The organism is Psychrobacillus faecigallinarum, assembly GCF_014836595.1.
In the GTDB taxonomy this organism is placed as follows: Bacteria; Bacillota; Bacilli; order Bacillales_A; family Planococcaceae; genus Psychrobacillus; species Psychrobacillus faecigallinarum.
In genome coordinates this window covers 1-26499 of sequence record NZ_JACSQO010000003.1, presented here as the reverse complement: position 1 = coordinate 26499, position 26499 = coordinate 1, and the positions used below count along the sequence as shown (strand labels likewise).

Here is a 26499-nt window from a genome sequence, read left to right as displayed (position 1 = left end):
ATAACAATTAATATAAATTTGCGTACTACTTAATTCTTAAAGTGAATGTAAACGGAGAATTTTGAGAATAATGACTTTGAGTAAAAGGGTTGTATTTTATCTAAAAAACGAATAATATATTTAATGTTATTAAAAATGTTCGTGTTTAAGGAAGAAGGTAATAAAATGTTTCGTTTGAAGGAGCATAGTACGAATGTAAAGACTGAACTTATTGCTGGAATGACCACATTTCTCACAATGGTATATATCGTTGTTGTAAATCCGATTATTTTATCGGATGCAGGTGTACCACTTGATCAAGTGTTTATGGCAACTATTATTTCTGCTGTTATCGGTACATTATGGATGTCGCTTTGCGCCAATTATCCAATCGCAATTGCTCCTGGTATGGGATTGAATGCATATTTCACTTACGCTGTCGTGTTAGCGTCAGACGGAAAAATTGATTATTTAACAGCTTTTGCTGCTGTTTTCGTAGCAGGTATAATTTTTATTCTTTTATCTTTAACACCTTTGAGAGAAAAGTTAATAACGGCAATTCCGAAAAATTTAAAACATGCAATTACTGCAGGTATTGGGTTATTTATTGCCTTTCTAGGCTTACGAATGGCTAAAGTAGTTGTGGCAAGTGATAGTAACTTAGTGATGCTAGGTGATTTAACTTCCCCTGGTGTTCTCTTAACTTTATTTGGTTTATTAATCACTGTTATTTTAATGGTACGTAATATAAATGGTGCATTATTTATTGGTATGGTTGTTACTGGTATCGTAGCTGTGTTAACAAATCAACTACATATTGATAAAGTGGTAGCTCTGCCTCATTTACCAGAAGGTATTTTAATTTGGAATCCAATTGAAGCAATTGGCCAAGTTATTTCTTATGGTTTATACGGAGTAGTATTCTCATTCATTTTAGTTACACTCTTTGATACTACAGGTACTATGGTTGGTGTTGCTAAACAAGCTGGTTTGATGAAAGACGAAAAATTACCTCGTGCTCGTCAAGCATTACTGGCTGACTCAGTTGCGACGACTGTTGGGTCTATGTTTGGAACTAGTCCGACAACAGCATTTGTTGAGTCTTCATCTGGTGTTGCTGTTGGTGGCCGTACAGGTTTAACTAGTTTAACCGTTGCTGTTTTATTCATTGTTGCTTCTTTCTTTGGACCTTTAGTAGGTGCCATATCTGGTGTTGCGGCGATTACCTCTCCAACCCTAATTATTGTTGGTACATTGATGATTGGTTCTGTAAAAGAAATTGAATGGAGTAAATTTGACGAAGCATTCCCTGCTTTCTTAATCATCTTGATCATGCCTCTTACTTCAAGCATTGCAACTGGAATTGCTTTTGGGTTTATCATTTACCCTATTTTGAAAATAGTTAAAGGTGAAGCAAAAAAAGTACATCCGATGCTATATATATTTGCTATCCTATTTGCATTTCAATTATTGTTTTTACCACACTAATAAAAATAAAATGCTCCCTGCATATTTAAGATGCGGAGAGCATTTTTTTAGTTCAGAAGGCTAAAGAAATAAAAAGTAGTTATTTCAAGAAGGTTTTATCTTCTTTAAGTTGAATCTAATTAAAGGATAATAAGACATTGGATCAAAATAGATATCGGAACATAGTAAGTTCTTATTTCACTCTGTGGCACTTCCATCACTTCATTTAGTAAAAAAACCACCAAATAGGTGAGCTTGGGATAAATTTCACTTAGTAGTTTTATTCAATAGCGAACGTAGCAAACCAACCATTTAAAGATCTTACAGCTTGGATTAAACTCATATCACCGAATTCTTCATAATAATGGGTCTCTTGTATATCGGAGAAGTTGGAATAAAATACTTCAATGGTGTTGTCCTCTGAAACAGCTATAATTTGCCCATCTTTGTAACCTATATCGTTCCTTGTTAAATATGAGTAGTCTAAAGTGTCTGAAGCAGATATAACTTGGCCATCTACGTAACTTTTATCGTTCTCGTCTGCAAAAGAATTTGTAGAAAATGAAAAGAACACAAACACTAATCCTATTAAAAACAATGATATGCTTAATAGTTTTTTCATTTACATCACCTTTCTCCATATTAATTTCCTTAATTATACCTTAAAATACAGAATATTCAATAAAGGGAATTAAATACATTTTTTTGAGGTGGATAAGTTTCAATAGATTAGGTTTTTTTTGATGTTTTTTAACATTGGGTCTTAGTTACAGGTCGCTTAGGAAACTTTAATTTTTTTTAACTTATAGCAACGGGTTGGTTCAATAAGAGAAAGCTAATTTGAAATTAATGCTTGATTATATTCGTGCTTAATTTAAGGGGGAATGTTTTTGAAACACGCAAAGTTAAAAATGTACTTTTCGGATAACCGTGTGGATAATGCGAAGGATTACAAGAAATCAATAGATTATCAATTTACGTTATATTTATAATTTTACTTTTCTTTGTGGCGGTATTTGGTAGTTTTCTGATTTGGGCATGGTTGCTAACGTGTGCTAATTTTAAACAAAAAGTAGATTTGGCTATGCAGTATGAAGTGTTATGTGAAAACTGTAAATTAATAATTTTCTGTATATAATTAATGAGAGGAGGTTGACAACATGAAAGCAATTCAAGTTACAAATTTTGGTGGACCTGAGAAGTTAGCATACACAGACGTTGAGGATGTAGTAGTAGGAAAAAAAGACGTATGTATTCGTTTATACGCTGCGGGAGTTAATTCGAGTGATACCTATACATTAACAGGTACATATGCGTTTTGTGTACCGCAATTGCCTTATACTCCTGGCTTAGACGGTGCAGGGGTTGTAGAGGCTATTGGAGAAGAAGTCACAAATATTCGAGTTGGTGACCGTGTATTTATTGCTTCTTTACTGAGAAGTAATAGTACCGGGACATTTGCACAAAAGATGGTGTGTGATGAAACGTTGGTTCATTTGTTACCAGACCATGTATCTTTTGAACAAGGTGCAGCATTAGGGGTACCTGCGTTAACTGCATATCGTGCATTATTTCAACGTGCCTGTCTGAGACCAGGTCAAACTGTTTTTATTCATGGAGCCAGTGGTGGGCTAGGATTACAGGCTGTCCAAATGGCAAAATCTCACGGTGCTAAAGTGATTGGGACAGCAAGTAAGCCTAAAGGTAAAAAAATGGTTAAGCAAGCTGGTGCAGATATCGTCATTGATCATGTGACTGAAGCAACGATTGAAGATGTGCTAGCCTTAACGGATGGCAATGGACCAGATGTAATTATTGAGTTTTTAGCAAATATTAATTTAGAAACAGATTTAAAGCTGATTGCACCATTTGGTAAGATTGTAATCATCGGAAATCGTGGTTCAATAGAAATAAATCCACGTCTTGCAATGCAAAAGGAATGTGATATTTTAGCAACAGCTCTTTGGAATGCACCTAAAGATGAATATGAACAAAGCATTCATGGTGTAATTGGAATGCTAAATAGTGGAGCATTACGTCCGATTATTGGTACTACTTTGCCACTTCAGCAAGCATCGCAGGCCTTTGATCAGCTATCTAAAGGTATAGGAAATGGTAAACTTGTTTTAATAATTGACTAATTATTTTACATAATAAAAGTTAACAAATTTTAGGAAATATTGTACTTAAACTAACGCAACAGGAACTTTAAGAGTCGCGTATTTAATTAAACAACTTTATTGTTAGCGGTTAGAATATTACACCTTTAGGAACAGATTAAGCTAGTGTAAATCTAAAATTAAAACAATTGAAAAAGCAACGGTAAAAGTGCATTGTACACTTTTATCGTTGCTTTATTTCAATAGATGGTTCGCTTTAATATTTGCGCAACAAAGAGTTATTCAATGAAAGTATACAGAAGAGGAGTTATAGTCAAAAAGTTATTCGAATTGCTTTTTTATTTAATATGTGAAAATATAGAGTTCGAAAAAACTATTAAAATAACAAAACAAATGAACTTTAAAGATTGAAGGGATTTACCGTAATGGATCATAACATAACCATATTAATCTGTGACGATAATGTCGCTGTTCATGAAAGTATCAATGCTTATTTACAAGCTGAAGGTATGAATAGCGTGTCTGCTTACGATGGAGAGATGTCACTCAAACTCCTAAAAGAAAACAATTTTGATCTAGTGGTACTTGATATCATGATGCCCGGTCTTTTTGGGACCGAAGTATGTAAGGAGATACGCAAAACTAGCGATATTCCTATCCTTATGCTTAGCGCTAGAAGCGAAGAAGTGGATCGGATTGTCGGACTTGAAATTGGTGCCGATGACTATATAACAAAGCCCTTTTCTCCACGAGAGATAGTAGTAAGGATCAAAACCATACTAAAAAGGGTGCAACCAAAAAAAGAAGATATCCACTATTTAAAAGCAGGAAATCTGTCCATTGATATTGATGGTTATGAAGTTCTGATCAATAATCAGGAAATTGAATTTACTGCAAAAGAGGTGGAGTTTTTGACCTTTCTAGTCAAAAACACAGGGAAAGTGGTCAACCGTGAGGAATTACTGTACAAAGTTTGGGGATATGATTATATCGGAGACACGCGTGCAGTCGATACCCTAATCAAACGAATCCGTCAAAAAATCGCTAAAGCTTCTCCCGAGTTTTCCATAAAGTCCGTCTACGGTGTCGGTTATAAATTTGAGTTATTTGTATGAAGCGGTTATTTTCAAGTAAGCTGTGGATTGCATTTGTCATTCTATTGATATTTATTTCTGGTCAGCTCTTGGGGGCTTTTGCAATCAAACATTACTTTACCCAATCAAAAATTGAAGAACTCCAGCCGCCCCTCACGTTGATCGGAGAAGAGGTTGCGGATGGTGAAAATATAAGAAAAACCGATGATTATTTAATTAAGGCTTATGATGTCCATGGAATGGAAATCAATGTTTACAACGATGAACCAATCTCAAGATTTTCTTCTGATGCGAAAGTAAACAAGGAATTAACCTCGTACTTGCCAAAAATTATCAGTGGCAAAACCGTAGTTGAAATCCAGGAAGTACCGGGGTATTCTGCGCAAGCAATTATAATCGGGCAACCATTGGTCCAGGACAACAAAGTGACAGGTGGTATCTATTTATTAAAAGAGGCACGCGCTTATCAAGCAGCGCTTAATGGTTTTTACCTTGTATTCTTCGTAACTCTGGCTATTGGAACAATCATCATTCTGGTTTTTCTTGCGTTGTTTATCAAAGAGAAAAATCACCTTGAACAAATGCGCAAAGACTATGTCGCCAATATTAGCCATGAACTGAAAACACCGCTTGCATCTATCAAAGCTTTGACAGAGACACTGTCGGACCATGTTGTCAAAGATCAGGAAAAAATCGACCAATACTACAGCATCATCTTGAGAGAAAGTGTTCGCTTAGAAAAACTCATCTCGGATTTGCTTGAATTATCGAGGCTGCAATACAAAAAAACGGCATATACTAAATCAATCGTGAATACAAAAGAAATCATAGCGAAAGTTTCAGAGCCATTTGCTATTTTAGCAGACGACATGGATCTTCAATTTCAAATTACAGAACGTGCGAAAAGTTTGCCCGCAACCTATTCAAATGAAGATCGTATCACACAAGTGCTTACCATTTTGCTCGATAACGCGTTTAAGTTCACTCCGGAAAATGGCAAAGTGACTATCGACGCCAAAACGACAGCTCGTAAAGCGGAAATCATGATAATGGACAATGGCCCAGGTATTTCTAAGGAAGTTCTTCCGCACATATTCGAGCGGTTTAACAAGGAAGACTTATCGCATACAAGTACAGGCAGTGGCCTCGGGCTGTCCATTGCGCTCGAAATCATGGAACAGCTTGGGGAGAAAATCAGTGTGAAAAGTCAGGCTAATGCAGGAACCACATTTACTATCACCTTAAAAAAAGCATAAAATTTTTGGCAGAAAAACGTTCATTTTACCTCGTTTTTCTGCCATTTTTGTGCCACAATGTTTTGTTATGATCAATTTATAGAAAGAACATACAAAACAATTAGGAGTGAAGCACAAATGAAAAAATCTATATCAACAATTTTATCAATGTCCCTAGCAATGGTATTATTAGCTGGGTGTTCATCAAGCAGTTCCAAAGAAACGGCTCCAAAAAATAGTGAAGAAACGGAAACAACTCAGCAAGCAGAAATGAAACAACAGGTTGCTGAGGCAATTGATACCTCTTTCATTAAGAACAAACAATTAGATGTAAAATACGGCAGCCAATCGGAAACGCAAAAGCTGGACATTTATTTTCCCAATGAAGGCGAAGGACCGTTTCCAGTAATCATCGCAATCCACGGGGGTGGATTCATGCAGGGAGATAAAACAGGGACGGACCTGACTGCCATGATAGAAGGTGTCAATCACGGGTATGCAGTTGTAGCGGTCAACTATAGACTTTCAGGTGAAGCGATATTTCCTGCAGCGATTAGTGATATAAAAGCTGCAATTCGTTATGTTAAAGCTAATGCGGAAGAATACAACTTGGACTCTGAAAAGGTTGTGGCATGGGGAGGCAGTGCGGGCGGAAATTTAGCGGCACTAGTCGGTACGAGTGGAGATGACGACTCTTTAAATGGTCAAAATACTGAAAATATGGAATATTCTTCTGAAGTACAAGCTGTCGTTGATTGGTATGGACAAATTGACTTTATGAAACTGGATGAGCAGTTTACGGAATCCGGAATCACTCCAAAAATAGGAGAACGAAGCTCAGATGATTCTCCGGAAAGCAAGTACATCGGAGGAAATATTACCGAAAATATAGAGGAAGTAGAGAAAGCGAACCCGGAAACTTACATTACAAAAAATGATCCAGCCTTTTTTATCCAACACGGAACGGCTGATCCGAACGTGCCAACGCAACAGTCCATTGATTTCTCTGAAAAACTAACAGATGTTTTAGGTGATGAGAAGGTAGAGCTTACACTTTTGGAAGGCGCAGTTCACGGAGGGGAACCTTTTAATTCAGAGGAAAACCTAAAAGAAGTATTTAGTTTTCTCAATCGTGTATTAAAATAAATTCTTGCGGGTGGCAATTTTGCCACCCTATTTTTATTTTATTCTCTTTTTAAAATAGTGAATTATTTCTTTATAGCCTATGGTTATATCACTTAGAATGACGAAGGTTTTGTTTAAAGCTTTCGAAAAACAGTCTTTTATGAGATTGAATTTATAATATATTTTCCCTATTAGGATTGTTTCTTTTTAAAAAGCAAATATGGATTTAAGATATTGAAGTGCTTATTAAGTTAAAAGGATCGTTACCGGCCCCTATGCCACATATTCGCTCTTAATCATAATTGTTATATTAAGGTTATTATCCGTCTACTTTAAATGGAATCTATCACGTAATATTGATAATAATAGAAGTACGGATAATTAAAAAAAACAGGATATTGCTAGCCTTCCCAATGTTTATTATAGGGAGCATCATTATTTTTTATGGTGAACAAATATCAATATATTCGATTGTCTTGTTAAATTAAAGGTTACTTTAATGAAAGATATTGTTGAGCTGCTTAGGGGGCTCTTTTTACTTATTATACTTTTGAAGCAATGTAGTTTAACGAGCAGGTATTATTAGCGCGATGTCGAAGGTATTAATTGAATGAATTATTCTATAAGAAAAGAGCTATTGAATGTGGGAAACTAAAGAAAAAATGAATTATTGGACTGGGTGAAAGTAATATCACTTATGAAAACGATGAACTTTTTATTACCGGTTAAAGTTACGAAGAGCCTTACTTAGCACAAAATTTAGGTGTAATTGCTCTGCCAAATGGATACCTTTTTGTACTAGGAGAACGTCTTAACAGTTCAGATCGTAGAGACCTGTTTTTTTTCTTTAGTAAAATGATGGCTTGTGATATAAATGTTAAATTTTTTTAATAAAAAGTTAGGGGAGTAACATGAGAGTCTTGTTGGAGTTAATACGAGTAATATTTATATTTGCTATTGTAGGTGCAATGTTAGGTTACTTTTTAAAAGAAATGTATATAGGAATTGGCACTTATACTGAAAAATATAACTGGCTAGGTTCTTTAGCTATTCTTATTCTGATTTTTGTACTCTATAGAAATAAATTGCAATTTAGCGGATGGTATAAAGGAAAAGGTAGAAAAAAATTACCGAAAATAGTTTCTAGAATACTTATTTTCAGTTCAATTAGCCTCTTATTATTACCACCAGTACTGAGTTTCTTATTAAACTAACGAAACAGATTGTTGAAGAACAATTTGATAAGTTAATCTATAGAATGGAGAGAACTATTTGAGTAGAGCAGGAGTTTACAAGGTAGATATTACACCTCCTTTGGGTATTGATTTTATCGGATACCATCGGCCTACAGGAGTTAGTAATATTAACGAACATATCTTTGTAACTGCATTTGTGTTTGAAAACAATAATACTAAATCTGTGTTTATTAGTATTGATAATATTGGAATGTTAGTTGAAGACACTTTAGTTATCCGTAAACAAACTTCAAGTAAGTTGAAAATTCCTACTGAACAAATTACAGTAGTTTATACTCATACGCATTCTGGTCCCGCTACAGTAAGCACAAAAAAAATAGTTAAGATTTATAAAGACACATTAATGAGCAACGCTGTAAAAGCAGCGATTTTGGCCGATAAAAATTTACAACTATCAGAGATTGGTTGGAATGTAACTCTTGGTGAATTAGGAATTAATCGAAGGGAAAATACTCCTGACGGTAAAGTGATAATGGGTACAAATCCAATTGGTCCAGTTGATAAAAGAGTTGGTATTTTAGTGATAAGAAACGAGAAAACAAAGAAATTATCCGGACTAATTATATTCTGTACAGCCCATCCGAATGTATTAAAAGGAGATAGTGATATCTTATCAGCAGATTATCCAGGCTTAACAAGGGAAATCCTTGAAAATATATTAAAATGTACTGTAATCGTTGTACAAGGGGCTTCGGGGAATATTAATGCTATGTATCGCGGTTCATTGGAGAATATGGAAAAAATGGCATAAGCTTTAAGCGGTTACGTGTTAACCATGCTTCCTAAAGTAAAATTTGAACCTATTAAAATTTTAAAGGTAGTCTCAACTACATTATTGATGAGATTGAAAGAAATACCTGAACCTTTAGAAATACATAAAATGGCCAAACTAGCTGAAAAAGAATGGGGTGTAAATACCGATAGATGGCATTCTGTCATTTTAGATAAACGCAAACGAAATGAGACATATTTAACTATCAATATAGAAATTCAGTCAACTCAAATTAACGAAGGGTCGTTTACTGGAATACCAATGGAACCTTTCTCAGAAACTGCCATTGAATTCAAAGAAAAACTTTCGGATGAGCTTGCCTTTTTTGGTGGCTACACTAACGGTTATTTAGGATATTTGCCTACAAAAGAGGCCTTTTTGGAAGGTGGTTATGAAGTTGAACTAAACCATGTGGTATATGGACCAATTACAAATCTATGGATGCCACCTGATGAAAATACAGCTACACTTATTATTGAGAGGGCATTAGATTTATTTTAAAAATATAAGTTACATTGATTCGAGAAAAATTATTAGGGGAGGAACCATTCTACAGGGTTTCCTTTTACTAGACTACTTAAAGATCATGGGCTTGCAAAGACAATTTTTTTTCTTACTGAAATAAAGCAGTATAGGTGAATAGGAGAAGAGAATATTTTAAGTCGCATATTGCTCAAGTCACTTATTATCTAAAAAAAGGCATATCACTTAAGTGATACACCTCTAAGATAAATTAATCCCAAACACGTACTCTTGGAACCTCTGCCATTCTTAAGTAATCCAGCAATTGGCCGGTATGGACAGATTCATGATAGGCGACTCTTAGCAACATGTCACCCAAACTTCTTATGTAACCAGAATCAGAACGATCAATTTTAATACTTGATAAATCTTCTTCTGAAAATGACTTAATAGTTTCTAAAAAGTGATTTCTAAATGGTTCTGCAAATTTCAATTCCGCATTTACGGTAGAAAAGGGTTGCTTATCAAAAGGGGATTCAAATACTGCCAAGCTGCCTTGATTTTGGATAGCTAACTGGTAATAATGTTCACTTTCTAGAACATGTCTAATCATCTCTAAACAAGTCATTGCTTCGTCATCAGGTTTCCAATTTAGTTTTTCTTGGGGAATAGATGTCCAAACTTTAACACTTCTTCTTCGTACTTCGTTGAAATTTAAAAGAATTAAATCAATTGAGTTCATAATTTATTCTCCTTTATTTGGTATGTATTAAATATACACGAATGAACGTTCGATTAAAAGAGAGTGATTGTTGATAACTAACAGGCGCTTTAGTTTAATAACATTGAAATTCCTGTGCCAATAAGTGAACCGATGGTAATGCAAATAAACATAAAGAAAAACCCCATTGATTCCCAGCCATCCAATGTGAAAAAGCTTACGACAGCGATTACAAATGATATTCCTATTAAAAAAGCAGTAGGTATCCCATACTTTCGATAATTCTTTCTTCGAAGAATTGTAGATGAAATGGTAACTATGATAATAGTAGCTAAAGCTATATAAATAAAGATTTGCACAAAGCTTCTCTCCCTTTAGTGGAAAAATAATCAAATATATATTATTTTATCTGAAAATTAAATCTTTTTGTTACAGTAATTATCAAGAAATATAATGTATCTGTCGTGTTGGAAGAGCGCCCTTTTCTTTTTCCTAATCTAACGGAGCATTAGAGCTTGTTTGATAGATTTATTTTGAATAATTGGAGGTATTATTCAGATGTTTGAAAAGTTTAATTTTGACTTAATTTATCGTGAACGAGATGACCTCACTCCTCTAGTAGTAATGATGTGTGGTGTGGCTGGTTCTGGAAAAACTACATTCTCCCAACGATTAGAAAAAGAAGGCTTTTTTCGTCTTTCTATTGATGAAGAAATATGGGCTACTAATGGTCGGTTCGGGATTGATTTTCCAATGGAAATGATTGAGGAGTACAAGAAAGAGGCAGAAAGAAAATTGCGAAATCAGTTAATAAAATTAATTCAGGACAAACAACAGGTAGTAATTGACTTCAGTTTTTGGAATCGTGTGAGAAGAGAACAATATAAAAAGCTTATTGAAAAGTACGGCGGTAAGTGGAAACTTATTTATTTAAAAGTTCATCCTGATGATTTGCGTGAACGACTTAAAATACGAAACAAACGTTTTGATGCCAATGCGTTCCCGATTACAGAAGAAGTTTTAATTTCCTACCTTAATGGTTTCGAAACACCAAAAGAAGAGGGAGAAATTGTAATTGAAAATTAGAACTATCATGTAATATTGCCCATCCATTATAAAGGAGAGAGAAGTATGGAAATATTCCAAGCTACCATTGAAGATTTAGAAGGTATGTCAAATTTATTTAATCTTTATCGCATATTTTATCAGCAGGAGTCAGATATAGAAGGTGCAAAAACCTACATAAAAAAACGTTTAGTAAATGAAGATTCGGTCATATTTGTAGTTAGAGATCGAGAAGTCTACGTTGGTTTTACACAACTATATCCTACATTTTCATCAGTATCTATGAAAAGAACTTGGATTTTAAATGACTTATATGTAGACAAAACAGCCAGAAAAAAAGGAGTAGGAGAAATGCTCTTACAAAAGGCAAAAGATTATGCTATTGAAACAGGAGCAAAAAGCATTAGTCTATCTACAGCAATAGACAATTATGCTGCACAGAGACTATATGAAAAAAGTGGATACACTAAGGATTCTCAATTTTATCAGTATGAGTTAAATCTGATATAACATAGGAAATGCCGCTTAAAGTGTCCAGCAGATAATAAAAAAACGCTTGGAGTTTTCCAAGCGTTTTCCTTTTAAAACAATAGATGTGCGACTACCGCAATGATAGGGAATGAAATCAGTGTACGCAATAAGAAAATTACAATTAAGTCTTTAAAGTTAACCGGAATTTTAGAGCCAAGTAATAATCCACCAACTTCGGACATGTAAATCAACTGAGTAACTGACATAGTTGCTATAAAGAATCTCGTTAGCTCAGATTCAATTGAAGCACCTAGAATAGTAGGAAGGAACATATCCGCAAAGCCAACTACCATTGTTTGTGCAGCTGCTGCAGCCTCTGGTATTCCAAATAACAGGAGCAGTGGCTCAAATGGTTTACCTAATATCGTAAAGAATGGTGTGTACTCAGCTAGCATCAATGCAATTGTTCCAAATGCTAGTACGACTGGAGCAACACCTATATACATATCAATGACATTCTTTATACCATCTGAAAAAAATCTTTTAACAGAACGGTTTTTATTAGCTGTATTTAACGCATTTTCTAAACCATGTGTTAGAGCATTATAATTTTCTGGATATTTCTCTGCTTCTAGGTCTAATGGGCGACCGTCTATATGAACTTCTTCTTTGCCTGCTAATGGATAAATTCGTGGCATTATAAATGCAAGTACCACACCACAAAGCAGGACAGTTAAGTAATAGGGTGCGAAATACTTTTCTAACCCGACTTGTTCAAGTACGACAATACAGAAGGTGATGGAAACAACTGAAAAAGTGGAGCCAATAATAGCCGCTTCTTTTTTTGTGTAATAGCCTTCCTCATATTGTCTGCTTGTTAACAAGACACCAATGGTTCCATCTCCAACCCAAGAAGTAAGTGCATCTACAGCGGAGCGTCCTGGAAGCTTAAATAATGGACGCATAATTTTAACCATCATCGTCCCAAAAAACTCTAATAAACCAAAATTCAATAGAAGAGGCAGTAATAGGCCTGCAAATAGGAAAATTGTAAACAGGAAGGAAACCAGCCCATCAGGTGCTAGTAAAAGTCCTCCCGTATTTTCGCTCCAAATAACCTCGGGGCCAATTTGGAAAATGATTAATACAGAAAAAACTGCACCGACTACTCGGGTGATTGTCCAAAATATAGAAACCTTAAATAGGTTATTAATAAACGAATTGTTCTTTGGAATAAACAAAAAAACTAGAGAACCAATAGCCGCAATGAACAAAGTGATAAGGGCGACCCAATGCACGATCGGTTCAAGTACTCCTGATAATAGGCTCGCAAACCATGCGATAGGAATTTTAACTTCTCCACCAATTGGTAGCGGGATCATGAAAAGGATGACACCAGCTATAGAAGGGAGAAGAAATAAAAGCCAAGTAAATAAGCTAAATTTTTTCAAGTGAAGGCCAACTTTCTTTTTGAATAATTATGCAAGAAATAGGTGTTTTACACATGATAATTCATTCCAGAAGGTAAGTCTATAGCTGGTAAAAATGTTCCATTATTCGAAATCTTTATTGAAATCGTATGTGTAGAACCGCTCAAAGTGTAGCCAATTTTCAGCTTCTGGCTCTCCATCAGCTAAACGTTTTTCCATTTCCTCTAGCATCCAAGCTGTTTGGGAAATGTGTGCTCGCATAGAGCCCATTTTTTCCTCACTTGATCCAGAAATATCATGGATTATATCTGGCTCGCCTAACACTTCTTTTGAATCGTTTGAAAATGCTAGTGCGTATACCTTTGGACGTTGTTCTTCTGGCATTCTACGGACTGCGCGAATCATTGCTCTTCCGGTTGCATCGTGATCTGGATGCACGGCATAGTTAGGATAGAATGTAATGACCAAAGAAGGATTCGTATCAGCGATTAAATCCTCCATCATTTTGACCATCTTTTCATCATCTTCGAATTCTACTGTCTTGTCTCTAAGACCCATCATTCGTAGGTCTGTAACTCCCATAGACTTTGCTGAGGCAAGCAACTCCTGCTTACGAATTTGTGGCAATGTCTCGCGAGTTGCAAAAGGAGGGTTCCCAAGGTTTCGACCCATTTCCCCTAAAGTTAGGCAAGCGTAAGTCACAGGGATTCCTTGTTTCACATAAGTAGCTATTGTTCCAGAAACTCCGAAAGCCTCGTCATCTGGGTGAGGGAATACGACCAAGACAGATCGTTCCATTGGTAAATTCATTTTTATTCCTCCTTAATATGTAAATGGTGTTTTGCTTATTTCAAGAGCTACAGCAAGCTTTCCACTTTGGTCGTGTCCAGCCATTAGCAGTCTACCGTGCTCATCTAATTCATAATGAGTGATCCCTTGTGCATAGACCCATCCGTGAGGAAGCTTTAGTCCAACACGATGAGGAGCCTCTCCAGCTACTTTTCCAAGCTCATAGCGAATCATTACATTCCGAATAAATGCACCTGCATTAAACACATTTTCGTTGAAATGAGTAGCATATGCACCATTTGTCGTTTCCAAATGTATATACACATCCTCATTTGCAAAGCTATTTAATAATTCTTGTAGTCGTTCCATATTCACTAGTTCCATAATTTCATTGCCTCCTAGCATACTGTCTTTTAATAGTATAATGAAAAACAGTTCATCAAGCGAATGATTGAACCGTTGTTTATATTACGTAATCTTATATGATGTAAAAACTCGCAAAGCCTCGTTAGACTTTGCGAGTGGAGGAGTATCAAACTGTAGTAGTTGTTACTTCTGGGGCACCGAATTTTCCTTTGGCACCATGAAGAACTGGTCCCACGTATTGGTTCAGCTTCCATCCATGTGCAATTGCGGCAGCCACAAATTCTTTAGCTTTCAACACCGCATCTGCTACAGAAAGGCCATTTGCTAAGTTTGCTGTAATAGCAGCTGCAAATGTACAACCAGCACCATGATTATAAGTAGTTTCTGTTTTCTCTGTTTCTAACAGTGTGTGAGTTTGTCCGTCATAGAAAAGATCAACCGCTTTATCGTGAGCCAGTTGTTTTCCACCCTTGATGACTACATTTTTAGCCCCAAGTGAATGAATTTTCTCAGCGGCTGCCTTCATATCTTCAATAGATTTAAGTGTTCCTAATCCTGACAGCTGACCAGCTTCAAATAAATTAGGGGTTACTACAAGTGCACGAGGTAACAAATGAGTAATCATTGCGTCTACTGTCCCAGGATTCAAAACCTCGTCTTCTCCCTTACAAACCATAACAGGATCTATAACGATACTAGTAACTCCAGATTTCTCGATAATATTGCCGGTTTCTTCGATAATTTCTTCCGTACTTAGCATCCCAGTTTTAATGGCATCGACGTTTGTAGATAACGCTGTTTTAGCTTGACGTTTAATCTCATCTACTGGAAGGGAAAATACTCCATGACTCCAATTATTATCTGGATCCATTGTAGCTATCACTGTAAGAACATTTATCCCGTAGGTTCCGTGTTCCTGGAATGTTTTTAAGTCAGCTTGTATCCCAGCACCACCTGAAGTATCAGAACCTGCAATTGTTAATGTTTTTTTTATTGTCATGTGAAGTTCTCCTTTTTACTTAAAAGTTGATTGTTTTTTAGATAAGAAAATCAAAGTTGATCTAGCTCTGAGCGCTTAGTCCCTAGTGGAAAGAGGAAATGCCTCCTCACTTTTCCCCATTTGCTTGTCGGGGCAGAAATAGGCGCTTGCGCTTTTCTTCATTGTATCAGATAGGTATGAAAATTCAATTAAGGTAGCTTTGGGGCTGTCCATAGTTTAAACAATATGAAAGCAAATACCAGAGCGACCATAAAAGTGATAATCGAACCTATGAAAATTTCGTTATAATATAGAGAGATAGACAAAAATAATAAGAAACATATAAAAATTATTGTACCCATTAAAAAACAACCTATCCCAATATTATTTGCCTTGGCAGGAACGTTATTGTTTACTGCAGCTTCTTCAAGTTTTTTCAATTTTTCTCGATGTTGAAAATCTGCCATATGCATTTCCCCTTTTTACCATCGTATCATTGGGCGGATTAGTTGTTAATAGAGAAACTTTTCTTTACTGTAAACGTATTAGATTAATAGGAAGAGAGGGATGGACTTGCACAAAGATGATAAGATTCGAGAAATGGAAAAGCTTCTTAAGGAATTGAAGGCCCAAAATGAGGAAAGTGCAGCTACAATTGTAGAAGAGAGACCGAAAAGAAGTTTTAAGCTTTGGAGTATTCCTCTATTTTTCTCTAGATTTAAATTTAAAACTGTTCTATTCCTCTCTGTTATTGCTTTCTTACTAATTGCTGCTTTACCATTCGCAGCATTTTGGGCAATTCAAGGGAGCACCTTTACAGAAACAAAGGGGTCATTTGTAGAAAGGGTGCAGGGGCTAAATGAATTATCCACTGCACAGGCATATACAAAGGTAATAATTGAACGACAAGATAATGCGGTTTTTGGAAAAGAAATTGGACTAGATTTACCAGGGACAAAGAGACAGCTTTTAGTTGTAGTTCCAGGGTCAGTTAAAGCTGGTGTTGATTTTTCGGAGGTGACCGAATCAGATATTAAGGTAGATGAAGAAAACAAGACTGCTGTTTTAACATTGCCTAAGCCGGAATTTTTAGGAGGTCCAGAAATACTCTTCGATCAAGTAGAGGTGTTTTCCTACGAGGGATTATTTCGAGAAAAGGCCGATATTGAAGAGGCGTATGAACTAGCCTCGACTGCCAAGGAAATGATGATTGAAGAATCTACTGGACAAGGAATTCTCGAGCTAGCAGAAGAAAATGCTATAAAAGCTGTACAGGAAATGTTCCAGCTCATCGAATATGATGTACAAGTACAATTTGAGGAGTGATGCTATGACTAGCTGGAAAGAGGTTTTAGGAGAAGAATGGGAAAAGTCTTACTTCCAAGAGCTACAATCCTTTCTGGATAAGGAATATGCCGAACATACGATTTTTCCTCCCAGAGAAGAAATAGGGAGCGCTTTCCTTTTAACTCCATATGAAGAAGTAAAGGTGGTCATTTTAGGGCAAGACCCATACCACGGTCCTGGACAGGCTCACGGTTTAAGCTTTTCTGTGAAGCCGGGAGTTAAAGTTCCACCAAGCTTGCGAAATATGTTAAAGGAGCTAGAAGAGGATTTAGGTTGTCCTATTCCATCGAATGGACATCTGGAAAAATGGGCAAAGCAAGGTGTTTTATTATTAAACACAGTTTTGACAGTAAGAGCGGGAGTTGCAAATTCTCACAAAGGAATGGGCTGGGAACGTTTCACAGATACAGTCATTCAGAAACTTTCCGATCGTGAAAAGCCTATCATTTTTGTACTATGGGGAAAGCCTGCTCAAGCTAAGATGAAAATGATAGACACACCGAGGCACCATATCATTCAATCGACTCACCCTAGTCCTTTGAGTGCTCACAGAGGCTTTTTAGGGAGCAGACCCTACTCACAAATTAATGCGAAGCTACAAGAGTGGAATGACAAGCCAATCGATTTTTGCCTCTGACTATGCTAATATAACTTAAGAAAGTAGGGAGTAAATTGGCTGTAAATTGCTTTAGATGTCGTCATTTTTTTACAACCTGGGATGCAAACCATCCACGTGGCTGTAAGGCGTACCAGTTTAAAACACAGGAGCTCCCATCTGCATTAGTAAAAAAATCTTCAGGTGTGGAATGCTTAAAATTTGAACTAAAGCAAGTGGAGGGGCGTAAATAAATGATTTCCAATAGACAGATTTTGCTGCAAATAGAAAAACAGCTTCAGGAGGCAAAGGCAGTCTCAGGAGACCAATCAATCCGAGAAAGTCTTGCTGCTATCAAAGCTTTATGTGACGTAGCACTTACTGTGCCACTCTCAGAGAGCCCAAATGTGCATGTGCCTTCTACTATGATGGTTACCAAAAGCAATGTGTTAACTGCACCTTCCACCACTCTAAAGGAAGAGGATGCAAACGGAGAATCACTATTTGACTTTTAACAATAGAAAGTAGGGAAAGACCTTGAAATTTTTCATCATCGCAGGTGCTATCAATGGATTCCTATCGGTAGCCTTAGGTGCCTTTGGCGCCCATTTATTAGAAGGTAGAGTCGCAGACAAGTATTTAGCAACATGGGAAACTGCCGTTCAATATCAAATGTTTCATGCTCTAGCGCTAGTAGCCATTGGTATCTTGATGAGCAGTAAAGTATGGGGGTCTGTGTCGCAGCTAAACACGGCGGGTTATCTTATACTTGCAGGAATTATTATTTTCTCGGGAAGTCTTTATATCCTTAGCTTAACGGGCATTAGTGTCCTAGGCGCAATCACACCAATTGGTGGCGTAGCATTCCTAGCAGGTTGGATAATGCTAATAGTTGCAGCGGCAAAATACGCAAATTAATAAATAAATTAAGGCAGGCTCTGGAGAAAGAAGAGTCTGCCTTTTTTATATGCACGTGCTTAAGAAGGGGAATAGGTGAACAGACAGTGTAAAAGCAAATGTTACCGTGGGGGATGCTTGCATTAGATATATATTTTGCTCATGAGAAAAGGCTTACTCTAAGAAAGAATAAGCCATACATTTTTAGTAGTAATTTATTTCTTCATCAAATGTCGCATAATCAAAGTAAATCATTAACATTAAGTAACGTTTGCCATTTTGATCGCTGAGAATAACGTGGTCGCGTCCAGCAGCCTCTACATACCCAGTCACTATTACATTGTTTCTTGTTGCATTGTTTTCAAAAGTAAAATAGAACGTGCCTAATTTTCCTCTGTTTGCTCTTAAGATGTTTTCAACATAGGATTCTTCTTGGCGTCCGCCAGCGGGTATTTGCACACCTGGAGTATACTGCTGTTGTTGACCAGGAATTTGCTGTGCTTGTTGTCCTTGTTGATATTGCTGATTTGGATAGCTACCAGGGTACCAATAATACTGAACCATTTATACATCCTCTCTGTTTTTAAATCTCTGGACATTCCTCTGCAGTAGGTGAAAAGAAGCAATGTGCTTTGAAACGCCCAGTATTCCATTGACCATACCATTGAGCAGGACATGGCGTATTCTCACCTGGATCAAAAAACCAGAGTGATCTAGTAGCTGGATGAAAACGCTCACCGTTGACCACTCGCTGTGCTAATCTTATGTCGGCATCTCTTGCACGCTGGTAAAAATATGGCTTAGTAGTAGCTTCAAAACCACCCGGGCGTTGAAAAACCATTTCTTCGAGGTTTCGTATATTCTCAAAATCTAAACAAGCAGTACGAACTCGATTAACGCCAACATTACCGACCATCAACATTCCTAGCTCGCCTTCCCCCTCCGCTTCTGCCCGCATTAGCCTTGCTAGTAGGTCGATTTGTTTGGATGTAGCCTTAACTACTGCCAATGCATCACCTCCTACATTAAACTATGTAAATGCATGACCTAACATGACAAATTTTGCAGATAAAAAAAGACCACCAAACGGCGGCCTTTTCCATATATTCCAATTATAGATTGAAGAAAGTAGAACGTTTTTCCCCTTCTAAAATAGTACCAACGAAGAATGAACCGAATTCTCCATATCGAGCACTTACTTCATCAAAGCGCATTTCATAAACTAATTTTTTAAATTGAAGTACATCATCTGAGAATAATGTTACTCCCCATTCGAAATCGTCAAAGCCAACAGAACCAGAGATAATTTGTTTTACTTTTCCAGCATAGCTTCGACCGATCATTCCGTGGCTGCGCATTAATTCTTTGCGTTGTTCCATTGGAAGCATATACCAGTTGTCATTACCTTCACGGCGTTTGTCCATTGGGTAAAAGCAAACGTATTGAGAACGCTGAAGTTGTGGATATAGTCGTGATCGCACATGTGGATTTTGATAAGGATCTTCATTTGATTCACCAGACAGGTAGTTAGATAATTCTACTACTGATACGTAAGAATATGCAGGAAGCGTGAAGTCCGCGATTGTAAGTTTGTTGAATCGTGCCTCTAGCTCTTGTAATTCATCCATAGTTGGACGTAACGTCATTAACATAAAGTCTGCTTTTTGGCCCACAATAGTATAGAAAGCATGCGCTCCGGTTTTTGCATCATCTGCTTGTTGTAATTCATCTAAAAATGCAACAAATTCATCTGTTGCTTGTTTACGAAGTTCAGGATCTACTTGTTTCCATGATGCCCAATCCATTTGTCGGAAATCATGTAAAACGTACCAACCATCTAATGTAATAGCTGCTTCATTCATTATTATGACACTCCCTTTAATAAATATTTCGCATATTTAGTTTACCACACCCGAATTTAGAATTCCCTTATTTGCCCCATTTTAGAATGACATAATGTGACAAACTCGTGTATGCTTATTCTATAAATAATCCTTAAAGGAGGCGTAGTTATGGCAGATTTATTTGAAGAAATAAAAGATAGGCTAAGAGGCAAAAACATATCTATAATTTTACCTGAGGGAAATGATGAGAGAATCATCGAGGCAGCGTTGAAGTTACAGAAAGAGGGAGTAATTCACCCAATCGTAATAGGCAGTGGTGCAGAAATTACACCTGAACTAGAAGTATTAAATCCTAAAACTTATGAATATATGGACGAGCTCGTGAATGCATTTGTCGAAAGAAGAAAAGGTAAAGCGACACCTGAGCAAGCACAAGAGATATTAATGGATGTCAATTATTTCGGTACGATGCTTGTGTACACAAAAAAAGCTCATGGCTTAGTTAGTGGAGCTGCCCACACAACAGCTGAAACTGTTCGGCCTGCATTGCAAATTATCAAGACAAAGCCTGGTGTATCTAAGACGAGTGGAGCATTTTTAATGGTAAAGAATGACACTCGTTATATTTTTGCAGACTGCGCAATCACTATTGCTCCTACAAGTGAGGATTTAGCAGAAATAGCGATAGAGGGAGCAAAAACAGCTGCTGCCTTTGGTATAAAGCCGAAAGTAGCTATGCTATCCTTTTCAACAAAAGGTTCTGCGAAATCAGAGGAAACGGAAAAGGTCGTTCAAGCGACTATTCTGGCTAAAGAAAGAGCTCCTCATTTGTCGATAGAAGGAGAGCTGCAATTCGATGCAAGCGTTGTTCCTTCTATTGCAGATAAGAAGGCACCAGGTGCTGAGGTTAGAGGAGATGCGAGTGTCTTTGTTTTCCCATCTCTGGAAGCAGGAAATATAGGTTATAAAATCGCAGAACGTCTTGGAGAATTTGAAGCAATAGGGCCGATTCTACAAGGATTAAATGCCCCTGTTAATGATTTATCTCGAGGCTGTAATGCAGAAGATGTATACAAGCTTGCTTATATTACGGCAGCTCAAGCACTAGATTAAGGAGAATAGGAATGTCAGAAATAGATGTTTTATTGGAGCAAAATGCATGGCGCTTTTGGGACCAATCACTGAGTGGGAAAAGCCGTTCAGCGTTAGAATCCTTTGCAGCGGACGATTTACTTTGTCATGTGGTGGGACAAGGACAATCACCGGCAACTGTTCGCACATGGATACATGATCAAACAGTTGTGATGGGAATCCAGGATCATCGGCTACCGTTTGTGGAAGACGCCCAAGATTTCTTGCGTACACGTGGCTACAATCCGATCGTTCGAAATTCAGGAGGACTGGCGGTTGTGTTGGATGAAGGTGTTTTAAATATATCAATCGTGCTATCCGAAAAAAATCATTCCATAGATATATCGACCGGATACGAAGTTATGTTGGCGTTTGTCCAGCTACTTTTTCCAGAGGGAGAAGGTAAAATAGAAGCTTATGAAATTGTTGGGTCCTATTGTCCAGGTTCCTATGATTTAAGTATCGAGGGCAAGAAATTTGCAGGAATTTCACAACGAAGGCTAAGACAGGGAATTGCCGTTCAAGTATATCTTTGTGTGGAAGGAAGCGGAAGCGAACGAGCCCGCCTAATCCAGGAGTTTTACAGTATTGGCATCCAGGGAGAGGAAACTAAGTTTACTTACCCACAGATTAAACCAGATGTAATGGCCTCTCTCAATGAGTTGTTGGAAACAAACTTTAGCGTGCAAGATATTGTAATACGCATACAGAGGTTACTACAGCATCTGTCCAAACAAGTAATCTCGCAATCACTTACTCAAGAGGAAGCGGAATTATATCAATTCTATTTAGAAAGAGTGCTAAAGCGAAACCAAAAAATGCTAGAAGGATGAGAGACGGCATAGTATCTTAGTTTTTGGCTAGCGTCCACAAAGTGTTACTGTTAGGGTCTCTATGATCGGCTAATTGCTTGTTATACTTGTATAGACCACTGCAAGATTTATAATAGACATAGAAAAAACCACCAATCGATTAAACGGTTGGTGGTTCTTTTGTTACTAGATTGCCGTTTTTCTCCATTTGAAATACTGGAACAGCTGGCATCTCTTCATCATTTAAAGTTACTAGACGTCGAGCGCGGTTCATAATCTGAACAAATTGCTCGTAATCTTGTTTAATCGCTGCGTTTTCTTTTTCAAGTTTTGCAAGCTCGCTTTCTAACTTACGAATCTTTTCGTTCGAAATAGTTGCCATATGGCGGTATCTAGAAATATCTGAATCACTGTGCTGTAAACGTACTAGATAAGCAATAATTATATCTATGGATAATGCTGATACAGGAATAGATTGAGTGCGTTCTCCTTCTTCCTGAGGCTTAGCTAAGTAGATTCCATTTCCTCTACGACGATAATCCTTACCTAAAATACGTAGCTTTTCTTTTCGTTCTTTCTTCGCATCCTTTAGCTCTGTTTCATATTGATGGCGAACTACTGCATTCCATCTAAATCCACAGGCTGCGGCAGTACGATTTAACTCGTCACCTGCTTCTTCAAATGCGTTTAGCTGTGTACTACCTTCTCGAACGTGTCGTAACACTAATTCTGCTAACAATTCATCGTTTTCTCTCATCCATGCGTCTTGTCTTATCTTTACCATGTTTGTCCTCCTACCATGTTCATAGTTTCGTTGTTCTATTAACATCATGGACAACATATCGCTCTTTTATTCACGTAATTTACACTTGATAGCAATATAAACTTTAAGATACAATGACGTGTAGACAATATCTATTTATAGAAAGGGTTGTGTACTATGGCAAACCATTTTCGAGTTTGCGATGAGTGTCAGGCCGTTAACCTAAAAACATTAATTCCAAAACTAAAAGCAATCGATCCAGAGGCAGAGGTTGAAATAAAAGAATGTCAGTCATACTGTGGCCCTGGCCGCAAGAAGACATTTGCTTTTATTAATAATCGTCCAGTAGCAGCTTTAACCGAAGACGAATTAATGGAGAAAGTACGCGCCAAGCTGGAGTCATAATAATAGACATTCTTTGCAAGAAGGTTATCCTATATGTATTGAACTATTGCCGCCTTTTCATAAGCGGCTTTTTTCTTTATACTTAATAGTTAATAGTAATTAGCTTTTTTTATATAGAGACTGGAGGGTGACAAATGAGCTATGCTACACAAAAGCTAGCAGAAGAAAAAGTATTTAAAGATCCAGTCCATCGTTATATTCATGTACGCGACCAAGTGATTTGGGATGTAATCGGCGCTAAGGAGTTCCAAAGGCTTCGACGTATTAAACAGCTGGGCACTACCTATCTAGTATTCCATGGTGCAGAGCATAGCAGATTTAATCATTCACTAGGTGTATATGAAATTGTACGACGAATCGTGGACGATAGTTTTGAAGGAAGACCTGCGTGGGACCCCTCTGAAAGACTGGTAGTTTTGTGTGCAGCACTTCTACATGATTTAGGTCATGGACCATTTTCTCATGCATTTGAAAATGTTTTTGGCTTGGACCATGAGGAATTTACGAAACAAATCTTACTTGGAGATACAGAGGTAAATGAAATTCTTTCAAGGGTGAGCGATGACTTTCCACAAAAAGTGGCGGATGTCATTGGTAAAACGTATCCGAATAAACAAGTTGTAAGCTTAATCTCCAGTCAAATAGATGCAGATCGTATGGATTACTTGCAAAGAGATGCTTATTTTACCGGGGTAAGCTATGGGCATTTCGATATGGAGCGGATTTTACGAGTTATGCGTCCGTTAGATGATCAAGTGGTTATCAAATCTACTGGGATGCACGCAGTGGAAGATTATATTATGAGTCGTTATCAAATGTATTGGCAAGTATATTTTCATCCAGTTTCCAGAAGTGCAGAAGTTATTTTAACGAAAATTTTACATCGTGCGAAAGCGTTAAGTGAAACTGGTTATGCCTTTGAACAGCAGCCTACTCACTTTTTGCGTTTTTTTGATAATAGCTTTACCCTACAGGATTACCTTGCGCTAGATGAGGGAGTTTTATTGACTTATTTCCAACTATGGATGAACGAGAAGGATTCTATCCTATCTGATTTGTGTAATCGCTTTGTGAATCGTAAGCTGTTCCAATATATAGAGTTTGATTTGGCAAAGGATTACGTAAAAATGAAGGAGTTAGAGCAGCTATTTAAACGGGCTGGAATCGATCCAGAGTATTACTTAGTATTTGATTCGTCCTCCGATTTACCTTACGATTTTTATCGTCCAGGGGAAGAGGGAGAACGTATTCCTATTCACCTTCAAATGCCAAATGGAGAAATTAGAGAGCTCTCTCGCCAGTCAGAGGTAGTAGAGGCTATTTCAGGGAAAAGACGCACAGACCATAAATTATATTTTCCCGAGGACTTCTTAACAGCAGATGGCAAGAAGAAGGCATTAAAGAAACAGATACTCGATTTACTAAAATAGAGGTGGGTTTGTATTGTTAGAGGAACATGCAAAAATTGTACAATTTATCGGAGCAGCAGACGGGATCACGGGAAGAAAGAAACTACAGAAAATGGTCTATATTGCTAAGAAGTTGCAGTTTCCATATAAAGAGAAATATGATTTTCATATTTATGGGCCATACTCAGAAGAGTTAACATTACGTGTAGAGGAGCTTTGTAATATGGGCTTCTTGCAGGAGGAACGACAAGACAAAGGCTCGTATGTCCAATACAAATATCAAATGACGGATGCAGGGGAACATTTTATGGAAATGGCTCAGGTACCTGAGGCAAGTCCAGCATTGAAGATATGCATTGAGCAAATGAAAGAAAAAAGCTCCCGTTTTCTAGAGCTAGTTTCTACGCTATTATACTTTGAGAACTTTCCAAAGGAAGAACAAATAGAAAAAGTTCACGTTGTAAAAGGGAAATTGAATTACACAGAGGAAGAAATTGAAGAGGCTTTCTCTTTTGTGATGAATTTGATGAATGAAAAAGCTATCCACTAGGGATAGCTTTCTAAGGTAATTATTTATCGCTTAAAAGAGTACCAGCTACAGCGTAATGGTTTTTAGGCATCTCTTCGATGAACACAACTACATTCTCAACGGGTGCATTAGTTGTTTCTGCAACTACCTCAGTCACTTTTTCTACTAATGCGCGTTTTTGGTCATCGGAACGACCTTCTAACATTTTTACAGTTACATATGGCATTTCGTTACCTCCTTTGTAGAAATTATCAGTATACTTAACATCATAACAGAGTGAAAGGAGTTTACGCATGACTAATGAAGAAAAACCAAAACAAAAAGTAGGATTTACAATTATAAAAAATGACCCAACAGACGGGCATAAGGGATTTGGAATTGGCTCTCTATCTCTAGAGAACGTATCTCCAGTCATTATAGATATAGAAGAAGGCACAGCAAAAGTAGAAATAGGTGCCATGCATGCTAGAAGCGATACAGAAAGAGGTATCAAGTTTACTACAAATCGTGAGGATTCCGAAGGCGGTAAGCCCTATTGGCTAGTCTGGGTAACAATTGACCATAAAGCGGACGGACCATATTACGCGGGAGTAGCAGCATGTGAGATGGTGGTTAATCGGGAGAAGCGACGTGGCTATAAGATTTTAGCAGACCATGTAAATCGAATGGATAAATCGATGAAACGACAAATTTTAGTCGATTTTATGGACAATCGCTCAAAAGAAATCTTAAAGAGTTTCCTACAATCCCATAACCTAGAAATCTGGGAAAGAAGCGATATCAAGCTTCACCAAGACCTTGAGATATGATATTAAAATAATTTATAGTTCAATTCGATTATAATTTAGTCCGTTTAGGTGGTTGAATAAATCGAAAAAAGAAAGTACAATTTACTTAAAGCTTACTTCACAGTAATGCTAGGACACTTAGTAATATGAGTAAGTAGCGGGCTGGGAAGCATTGTGAAACCCAATCCAAAACATTCCTACCTTAAGCAGAAAGTTATACTAAGAAAAAGCTTTTCACTCTCTTAGGAGGGTGGAAGGCTTTTTATTTTGTGCTAAATTAGCATATGCTTCTTCAAAGGTGCTTATCTAGCCTTAGTGTATATGCTGATTGCTTGAAAAATAAAGAATACATTTGTTTGATTTTCGCTCTTTGCGAACCCGTTCGGCGGGGGAAAGTGCTTGCTGCATGTTATTACAATGAGTAGAAGTTAGTCACTTCATCTAAAGAAGGGACTAAGTAATCTTTTATGGAGTAGTTACAATTTCATTTATTGTACTTATTAAAACTGAACTTTCGATTATGAGTAATCTTACAAATGTAAAAGAGCTGCAAAACGCTTGCAGCTCTCATACTGTAGACAAACACCATGAATTTTGGTGTTTTGCCTACAATCTTTTTTCTTTTAAGAGATAAAGCTAGAAATGTTG

The 26499-nt window shown here is 37.1% G+C and carries 32 protein-coding genes and 1 pseudogene; 20 read left to right on the top strand and 13 right to left on the bottom strand.

What is annotated here, in order from left to right:
• The first annotated feature begins 165 nt into the window (after positions 1-165).
• Positions 166-1467, top strand: a complete 1302-nt coding sequence (locus tag H9650_RS07760; RefSeq protein ID WP_191696935.1) for an NCS2 family permease — start codon at positions 166-168, stop codon at positions 1465-1467.
• Between the two features lie 259 nt (positions 1468-1726).
• On the opposite strand, the gene H9650_RS07755 is transcribed toward H9650_RS07760, so the two are convergent.
• The gene (locus H9650_RS07755) at positions 1727-2068 is read right to left on the bottom strand and encodes a hypothetical protein (RefSeq protein WP_144539832.1); all 342 of its coding nucleotides are present in this window, start codon (positions 2066-2068) and stop codon (positions 1727-1729) included.
• Between the two features lie 538 nt (positions 2069-2606).
• Between H9650_RS07755 and H9650_RS07750 the strand changes: the two genes are divergently transcribed.
• From H9650_RS07750 to H9650_RS07725, 6 genes and pseudogenes are all read left to right on the top strand, one after another.
• On the top strand, positions 2607-3587 hold the full coding sequence (locus H9650_RS07750; RefSeq protein ID WP_144539830.1) for an NADPH:quinone reductase: 981 nt from the start codon (positions 2607-2609) through the stop codon (positions 3585-3587).
• A gap of 404 nt (positions 3588-3991) precedes the next feature.
• The gene (locus tag H9650_RS07745; protein WP_144539828.1) at positions 3992-4681 is read left to right on the top strand and encodes a response regulator transcription factor; all 690 of its coding nucleotides are present in this window, start codon (positions 3992-3994) and stop codon (positions 4679-4681) included.
• Entirely contained in the window at positions 4678-5916 is a 1239-nt protein-coding gene (locus tag H9650_RS07740; protein WP_144539826.1) for a sensor histidine kinase, read from the top strand. The genes H9650_RS07745 and H9650_RS07740 overlap by 4 nt, the downstream gene beginning before the upstream one ends.
• Positions 5917-6033: 117 nt before the next feature.
• The gene (locus tag H9650_RS07735; protein WP_225215977.1) at positions 6034-7041 is read left to right on the top strand and encodes an alpha/beta hydrolase fold domain-containing protein; all 1008 of its coding nucleotides are present in this window, start codon (positions 6034-6036) and stop codon (positions 7039-7041) included.
• Between the two features lie 890 nt (positions 7042-7931).
• Positions 7932-8234, top strand: a complete 303-nt coding sequence (locus H9650_RS07730; RefSeq protein WP_144539824.1) for a hypothetical protein — start codon at positions 7932-7934, stop codon at positions 8232-8234.
• Positions 8235-8292: 58 nt separating this feature from the next.
• Positions 8293-9549 (top strand): annotated as a pseudogene (locus H9650_RS07725) (neutral/alkaline non-lysosomal ceramidase N-terminal domain-containing protein).
• Positions 9550-9781: 232 nt separating this feature from the next.
• Here H9650_RS07725 and H9650_RS07720 read toward each other — a convergent pair.
• Positions 9782-10252 (bottom strand): DinB family protein, encoded by a 471-nt coding sequence (locus H9650_RS07720; RefSeq protein ID WP_144539822.1) that lies wholly within the window; start codon positions 10250-10252, stop codon positions 9782-9784.
• An 89-nt stretch (positions 10253-10341) separates the two neighbouring features.
• Positions 10342-10590 (bottom strand): YesK family protein, encoded by a 249-nt coding sequence (locus tag H9650_RS07715; RefSeq protein WP_144539820.1) that lies wholly within the window; start codon positions 10588-10590, stop codon positions 10342-10344.
• A 199-nt stretch (positions 10591-10789) separates the two neighbouring features.
• On the opposite strand from H9650_RS07715, the gene H9650_RS07710 reads away from it, so the two are divergent.
• A complete protein-coding gene (locus H9650_RS07710) occupies positions 10790-11317 on the top strand; it encodes an AAA family ATPase (RefSeq protein ID WP_144539819.1) in 528 nt (175 codons plus the stop codon).
• A gap of 45 nt (positions 11318-11362) precedes the next feature.
• Positions 11363-11806 (top strand): GNAT family N-acetyltransferase, encoded by a 444-nt coding sequence (locus tag H9650_RS07705; protein WP_144539817.1) that lies wholly within the window; start codon positions 11363-11365, stop codon positions 11804-11806.
• 71 nt (positions 11807-11877) lie between these two features.
• Here the strand turns inward: H9650_RS07705 and H9650_RS07700 are convergent, their stop codons facing one another.
• The 5 genes from H9650_RS07700 to H9650_RS07680 all read right to left on the bottom strand — a co-directional run bounded on the left by H9650_RS07700 (position 11878) and on the right by H9650_RS07680 (position 15798).
• Positions 11878-13218 (bottom strand): YjiH family protein, encoded by a 1341-nt coding sequence (locus tag H9650_RS07700; protein ID WP_144539815.1) that lies wholly within the window; start codon positions 13216-13218, stop codon positions 11878-11880.
• 102 nt (positions 13219-13320) lie between these two features.
• A complete protein-coding gene (bshB2, locus tag H9650_RS07695; RefSeq protein ID WP_144539813.1) occupies positions 13321-14007 on the bottom strand; it encodes a bacillithiol biosynthesis deacetylase BshB2 in 687 nt (228 codons plus the stop codon).
• A gap of 12 nt (positions 14008-14019) precedes the next feature.
• Positions 14020-14370 (bottom strand): YojF family protein, encoded by a 351-nt coding sequence (locus tag H9650_RS07690; protein ID WP_144539811.1) that lies wholly within the window; start codon positions 14368-14370, stop codon positions 14020-14022.
• 148 nt (positions 14371-14518) lie between these two features.
• On the bottom strand, positions 14519-15352 hold the full coding sequence (gene thiD, locus H9650_RS07685; RefSeq protein WP_144539809.1) for a bifunctional hydroxymethylpyrimidine kinase/phosphomethylpyrimidine kinase: 834 nt from the start codon (positions 15350-15352) through the stop codon (positions 14519-14521).
• A 188-nt stretch (positions 15353-15540) separates the two neighbouring features.
• Positions 15541-15798: a DUF2207 domain-containing protein gene (locus H9650_RS07680; protein WP_144539807.1), complete on the bottom strand. Its 258-nt coding sequence runs from the start codon at positions 15796-15798 to the stop codon at positions 15541-15543.
• 100 nt (positions 15799-15898) lie between these two features.
• Here H9650_RS07680 and H9650_RS07675 point away from each other — a divergent pair, with 100 nt between their 5' ends.
• The 5 genes from H9650_RS07675 to H9650_RS07655 are packed head-to-tail and all read left to right on the top strand — an operon-like array spanning position 15899 to position 18191.
• Positions 15899-16657 (top strand): DUF4230 domain-containing protein, encoded by a 759-nt coding sequence (locus H9650_RS07675; protein ID WP_313955906.1) that lies wholly within the window; start codon positions 15899-15901, stop codon positions 16655-16657.
• Positions 16658-16661: 4 nt separating this feature from the next.
• Positions 16662-17315, top strand: coding sequence for a uracil-DNA glycosylase (locus H9650_RS07670; protein WP_144539804.1), 654 nt, complete (start codon positions 16662-16664; stop codon positions 17313-17315).
• Positions 17316-17350: 35 nt separating this feature from the next.
• Positions 17351-17527 carry a uracil-DNA glycosylase gene (locus H9650_RS07665; RefSeq protein ID WP_151111417.1) on the top strand — a complete coding sequence of 59 codons (177 nt, stop codon included), beginning with the start codon at positions 17351-17353 and terminating at the stop codon, positions 17525-17527.
• Positions 17528-17788 (top strand): YwdI family protein, encoded by a 261-nt coding sequence (locus tag H9650_RS07660; RefSeq protein ID WP_144539801.1) that lies wholly within the window; start codon positions 17528-17530, stop codon positions 17786-17788.
• A 22-nt stretch (positions 17789-17810) separates the two neighbouring features.
• The gene (locus H9650_RS07655) at positions 17811-18191 is read left to right on the top strand and encodes a DUF423 domain-containing protein (RefSeq protein ID WP_144539799.1); all 381 of its coding nucleotides are present in this window, start codon (positions 17811-17813) and stop codon (positions 18189-18191) included.
• A gap of 183 nt (positions 18192-18374) precedes the next feature.
• Here H9650_RS07655 and gerQ read toward each other — a convergent pair whose 3' ends face one another.
• From gerQ to hemQ, 3 genes are all read right to left on the bottom strand, one after another.
• Complete coding sequence (gene gerQ, locus H9650_RS07650; protein ID WP_144539797.1) at positions 18375-18734, bottom strand: spore coat protein GerQ; 360 nt, start codon at positions 18732-18734, stop codon at positions 18375-18377.
• Positions 18735-18753: 19 nt separating this feature from the next.
• Positions 18754-19179 (bottom strand): cell wall hydrolase, encoded by a 426-nt coding sequence (locus H9650_RS07645; protein WP_222123076.1) that lies wholly within the window; start codon positions 19177-19179, stop codon positions 18754-18756.
• Positions 19180-19282: 103 nt separating this feature from the next.
• Positions 19283-20032 (bottom strand): hydrogen peroxide-dependent heme synthase, encoded by a 750-nt coding sequence (gene hemQ, locus H9650_RS07640; protein ID WP_144539795.1) that lies wholly within the window; start codon positions 20030-20032, stop codon positions 19283-19285.
• 150 nt (positions 20033-20182) lie between these two features.
• Here hemQ and pta point away from each other — a divergent pair, with 150 nt between their 5' ends.
• Positions 20183-21127: a phosphate acetyltransferase gene (gene pta, locus H9650_RS07635; protein ID WP_144539793.1), complete on the top strand. Its 945-nt coding sequence runs from the start codon at positions 20183-20185 to the stop codon at positions 21125-21127.
• Between the two features lie 20 nt (positions 21128-21147).
• A complete protein-coding gene (locus H9650_RS07630) occupies positions 21148-21978 on the top strand; it encodes a lipoate--protein ligase family protein (RefSeq protein WP_144540042.1) in 831 nt (276 codons plus the stop codon).
• Between the two features lie 139 nt (positions 21979-22117).
• Here H9650_RS07630 and H9650_RS07625 read toward each other — a convergent pair whose 3' ends face one another.
• A complete protein-coding gene (locus H9650_RS07625) occupies positions 22118-22741 on the bottom strand; it encodes an RsfA family transcriptional regulator (RefSeq protein WP_144539791.1) in 624 nt (207 codons plus the stop codon).
• A 156-nt stretch (positions 22742-22897) separates the two neighbouring features.
• On the opposite strand from H9650_RS07625, the gene H9650_RS07620 reads away from it, so the two are divergent.
• The 3 genes from H9650_RS07620 to H9650_RS07610 all read left to right on the top strand — a co-directional run bounded on the left by H9650_RS07620 (position 22898) and on the right by H9650_RS07610 (position 25084).
• Complete coding sequence (locus H9650_RS07620; protein WP_144539789.1) at positions 22898-23125, top strand: DUF1450 domain-containing protein; 228 nt, start codon at positions 22898-22900, stop codon at positions 23123-23125.
• 134 nt (positions 23126-23259) lie between these two features.
• Complete coding sequence (locus H9650_RS07615) at positions 23260-24555, top strand: HD domain-containing protein (protein WP_144539787.1); 1296 nt, start codon at positions 23260-23262, stop codon at positions 24553-24555.
• A gap of 13 nt (positions 24556-24568) precedes the next feature.
• A complete protein-coding gene (locus H9650_RS07610; RefSeq protein WP_144539785.1) occupies positions 24569-25084 on the top strand; it encodes a YwgA family protein in 516 nt (171 codons plus the stop codon).
• 19 nt (positions 25085-25103) lie between these two features.
• On the opposite strand, the gene H9650_RS07605 is transcribed toward H9650_RS07610, so the two are convergent.
• The gene (locus H9650_RS07605) at positions 25104-25289 is read right to left on the bottom strand and encodes a 2-hydroxymuconate tautomerase (protein ID WP_144539783.1); all 186 of its coding nucleotides are present in this window, start codon (positions 25287-25289) and stop codon (positions 25104-25106) included.
• A gap of 67 nt (positions 25290-25356) precedes the next feature.
• On the opposite strand from H9650_RS07605, the gene H9650_RS07600 reads away from it, so the two are divergent.
• Positions 25357-25872, top strand: a complete 516-nt coding sequence (locus H9650_RS07600) for a YwhD family protein (RefSeq protein WP_144539781.1) — start codon at positions 25357-25359, stop codon at positions 25870-25872.
• Positions 25873-26499: the final 627 nt, after the last annotated feature.

Excerpts from the sequence above, each read along its gene's own strand:
- thiD (WP_144539809.1), bottom strand. The coding sequence starts at position 15,352 with ATGACAATAAAAAAAACATTAACAATTGCAGGTTCTGATACTTCAGGT.
- H9650_RS07750 (WP_144539830.1), top strand. The coding sequence starts at position 2,607 with ATGAAAGCAATTCAAGTTACAAATTTTGGTGGACCTGAGAAGTTAGCA.
- H9650_RS07620 (WP_144539789.1), top strand. The coding sequence starts at position 22,898 with ATGGCAAACCATTTTCGAGTTTGCGATGAGTGTCAGGCCGTTAACCTA.
- hemQ (WP_144539795.1), bottom strand. The coding sequence starts at position 20,032 with ATGAATGAAGCAGCTATTACATTAGATGGTTGGTACGTTTTACATGAT.
- H9650_RS07605 (WP_144539783.1), bottom strand. The coding sequence starts at position 25,289 with ATGCCATATGTAACTGTAAAAATGTTAGAAGGTCGTTCCGATGACCAA.
- H9650_RS07740 (WP_144539826.1), top strand. The coding sequence starts at position 4,678 with ATGAAGCGGTTATTTTCAAGTAAGCTGTGGATTGCATTTGTCATTCTA.
- pta (WP_144539793.1), top strand. The coding sequence starts at position 20,183 with ATGGCAGATTTATTTGAAGAAATAAAAGATAGGCTAAGAGGCAAAAAC.
- H9650_RS07755 (WP_144539832.1), bottom strand. The coding sequence starts at position 2,068 with ATGAAAAAACTATTAAGCATATCATTGTTTTTAATAGGATTAGTGTTT.
- H9650_RS07735 (WP_225215977.1), top strand. The coding sequence starts at position 6,034 with ATGAAAAAATCTATATCAACAATTTTATCAATGTCCCTAGCAATGGTA.
- H9650_RS07710 (WP_144539819.1), top strand. The coding sequence starts at position 10,790 with ATGTTTGAAAAGTTTAATTTTGACTTAATTTATCGTGAACGAGATGAC.
- H9650_RS07705 (WP_144539817.1), top strand. The coding sequence starts at position 11,363 with ATGGAAATATTCCAAGCTACCATTGAAGATTTAGAAGGTATGTCAAAT.
- H9650_RS07720 (WP_144539822.1), bottom strand. The coding sequence starts at position 10,252 with ATGAACTCAATTGATTTAATTCTTTTAAATTTCAACGAAGTACGAAGA.
- H9650_RS07690 (WP_144539811.1), bottom strand. The coding sequence starts at position 14,370 with ATGGAACTAGTGAATATGGAACGACTACAAGAATTATTAAATAGCTTT.
- H9650_RS07675 (WP_313955906.1), top strand. The coding sequence starts at position 15,899 with ATGGACTTGCACAAAGATGATAAGATTCGAGAAATGGAAAAGCTTCTT.
- H9650_RS07760 (WP_191696935.1), top strand. The coding sequence starts at position 166 with ATGTTTCGTTTGAAGGAGCATAGTACGAATGTAAAGACTGAACTTATT.
- H9650_RS07625 (WP_144539791.1), bottom strand. The coding sequence starts at position 22,741 with ATGGTAAAGATAAGACAAGACGCATGGATGAGAGAAAACGATGAATTG.
- H9650_RS07745 (WP_144539828.1), top strand. The coding sequence starts at position 3,992 with ATGGATCATAACATAACCATATTAATCTGTGACGATAATGTCGCTGTT.
- gerQ (WP_144539797.1), bottom strand. The coding sequence starts at position 18,734 with ATGGTTCAGTATTATTGGTACCCTGGTAGCTATCCAAATCAGCAATAT.
- H9650_RS07670 (WP_144539804.1), top strand. The coding sequence starts at position 16,662 with ATGACTAGCTGGAAAGAGGTTTTAGGAGAAGAATGGGAAAAGTCTTAC.
- H9650_RS07615 (WP_144539787.1), top strand. The coding sequence starts at position 23,260 with ATGAGCTATGCTACACAAAAGCTAGCAGAAGAAAAAGTATTTAAAGAT.
- H9650_RS07600 (WP_144539781.1), top strand. The coding sequence starts at position 25,357 with ATGACTAATGAAGAAAAACCAAAACAAAAAGTAGGATTTACAATTATA.
- H9650_RS07730 (WP_144539824.1), top strand. The coding sequence starts at position 7,932 with ATGAGAGTCTTGTTGGAGTTAATACGAGTAATATTTATATTTGCTATT.
- bshB2 (WP_144539813.1), bottom strand. The coding sequence starts at position 14,007 with ATGAATTTACCAATGGAACGATCTGTCTTGGTCGTATTCCCTCACCCA.
- H9650_RS07660 (WP_144539801.1), top strand. The coding sequence starts at position 17,528 with ATGATTTCCAATAGACAGATTTTGCTGCAAATAGAAAAACAGCTTCAG.
- H9650_RS07680 (WP_144539807.1), bottom strand. The coding sequence starts at position 15,798 with ATGGCAGATTTTCAACATCGAGAAAAATTGAAAAAACTTGAAGAAGCT.